The following is a 2,454-nucleotide window of genomic DNA, read 5'->3' as shown; positions in this document are numbered from 1 at the left end:
CAACAGGCTGGTATTGTTCAAAAACTTTCGGATCAGGCTCTAATGTCTGAATTTTAATTACGGCATTAAGGAAGTTGAACGTATTTGTGAAAAATTACAAATAACGCCATCATATGAAAATTTTAAAGTAAATATGGATTTTTGTTGCTGTCTGTACTATTTTTTTTGGGAATATAAAATGTTTAAATCAAGATCGTATTCCTCCATCCCTTGAAACCATCATAATGACTGATGGCCGTTGAGAGCTTAAAGCTGCAGCTTTTTCTGAATGAAGGATACTACGTATAATTACGGAGTTGCTTTCGTCTGGTCGATCGTTCACCGTTAAAGTGAGAGCGCCGTTGAGGGACTTCTGGGATCTGTCAAATCAAGAGATCATGCTGCGGACACGGCATAGGCACCTCGTGACTGCTTCTCTGGCTGCATTGGGCCTCGTGATACTGGGCGCGCTCTCACGCTGTCTGATTTCACCGCTTCTTGGTAGCACCAGAACATTGTTTCTCCTTCTCCTTCCCGGGGTGCTTGTTGGTGCTGTGACCGGCGGCCTCTTGCCCGGTCTCGTTGCGGCGATCCTCGCCTCGGCGCTGGGTTCCCTGCTTTTGGCGTATGACGGTGCTCCGTCGATCGAAAACTGGGTTGAAACGCTCCTGTTTGCGACACTCTGCGTTCTGATCACCTGCGGGGGGGAATGGCTGCTGCGCGCACGGCGGCGCACGGCGGCGATGGCGCAACGCATCCTTGAACGAGAAACCCATCTACGTTCCATTCTCGACGCCGTTCCGGACGCTATCATTATTCTGGATGAGCAGGGGATCGTGCAGTCATTCAGTCAGGCGGCCGAGACATTGCTGAGGTGGAATGTGATGGAGGCGGTCGGAATGAATATCGCGGCCATCGTTCCGGAGCTTGGTGCGCCTCCAGTTCTCGACCGGCAGGGATTTGCGTCAATCGCCCGCCGTGGGGACGAGACGACGATTCCTGTTGATCTGTCCATAGGCCGCCTGAGTTCGGGAGGGCGCCCATTTGTGATTGTTTTCCTGCGTGACCTTACAGAGCGTGAGGAGGCAGATCGCCGCATGCGGCAGTTGCAGGCCGAAGTCACGCATATCTCCCGCCTGTCAGCAATGGGTGAGATGGCGGCGACACTGGCGCATGAACTCAATCAGCCACTGACGGCCATTACAAATTTTCTCAATGGCGGCCGTCGTCTTCTGCAGAAGGGAAGCGGGCAGAACGAGCGCGTGCAGGAGGCCATAGACAAAGCGGCGGCACAGGCTCTGCGGGCAGGTCAGATCATACGGTCGTTACGGGAGTTCGTCTCGCGAGGAGAAGGGGACCTGGGGCTGCAGAGTCTGACAGCACTTGTAGAGGAGATGGCGGTGCTGGCGCTGGTCGGCATTGCGGAGCGCGGGATCAATGTGTCCTTTCGACTGGATTCCAATGTCGATCAGGTTATCGCGGACAAAATCCAGATTCAGCAGGTGCTGCTCAACTTAATCCGTAATGCCGTGGAATCTATGGAAGATTGCCACGAGCGGCGTCTTGTTGTCGCAATTGACGCCTTTGAAGGCATGGCACGAGTTTCCGTGACAGATACCGGTGCCGGAGTGAGGCCAGAGATCGCCGGTAAGCTGTTCGAGCCTTTTTCGACAACGAAGGATCATGGTATGGGAGTCGGCCTGTCGATCTGTCGCACCATCGTAGAAGCCCATGGAGGACGCATCTGGGCGCAGGCGGTGCCCGAGGGTGGGACATGCTTTCTCTTTACCCTCCCTTGTGCCCGGATAGAGGGGTTTGGCGAATGAATTCTGACTGCATCGTCCATGTAATCGACGACGACGAGGCCGTGCGCGAGTCCCTTGCCTTCCTGCTGCTTGCATCGGGGTATACCGCACGGACCTACGCATCAGCGGACGAGTTCCTCAGCATCCTCGACCGGATCGAGCATGGCTGCGTTGTTACCGATATCCGGATGCCCGGCATGGACGGCCTTGATCTCGTCAGCCATCTTCAGGACGTAAGGCCAGTCCTGCCGGTCATCGTGATCACGGGACATGCCGATGTTCCCTTGGCTGTGCAGGCGATGAAGGGGGGCGCTCGCGATTTCATCGAAAAACCGTTCGACGACCATTCCATCCTCGAGGCGGTGGCTTCTGCTTTGCAAAGCGACGGTGAAATCCCTGCCGGCCGGACGCCGGCGCATGTCGTTCGCCAGCGGATCGCCGTTCTGACGAATAGGGAACGACAGGTTCTCCGTGGTCTTGTCGATGGCCAATCGAACAAGGCTATTGCCCGTGAGCTTGAAATAAGCCCGCGAACAATAGAGATTTATCGAGCCAATCTCATGACGAAAATGGACGCTCGCACCCTATCCGAATTGGTGCGGATGGCGCTCGTGGCGGGAGAGCTGCTAGAGCGCACTGCGAATAGCTTGAATCATAGGATTCCCAAAGT

The 2,454-nt window shown here is 55.1% G+C and carries 2 protein-coding genes; both read left to right on the top strand.

All coding sequences use genetic code 11. The features are described 5' to 3' along the window. Positions 1-548 precede the first annotated feature (548 nt). The gene (locus tag B7G66_RS13740; RefSeq protein ID WP_237700331.1) at positions 549-1,805 is read left to right on the top strand and encodes a sensor histidine kinase; all 1,257 of its coding nucleotides are present in this window, start codon (positions 549-551) and stop codon (positions 1,803-1,805) included. Next, positions 1,802-2,454, top strand: a 653-nt coding sequence (gene fixJ / locus B7G66_RS13735) for a response regulator FixJ (protein ID WP_148424804.1), incomplete at its 3' end; no start/stop codon positions are given. The genes B7G66_RS13740 and fixJ, both read left to right, overlap by 4 nt.

This window comes from Novacetimonas hansenii JCM 7643 (assembly GCF_000964405.1).
Taxonomy (GTDB): domain Bacteria; phylum Pseudomonadota; class Alphaproteobacteria; order Acetobacterales; family Acetobacteraceae; genus Novacetimonas; species Novacetimonas hansenii.
This window is presented reverse-complemented; position numbering and strand designations above follow the sequence as displayed.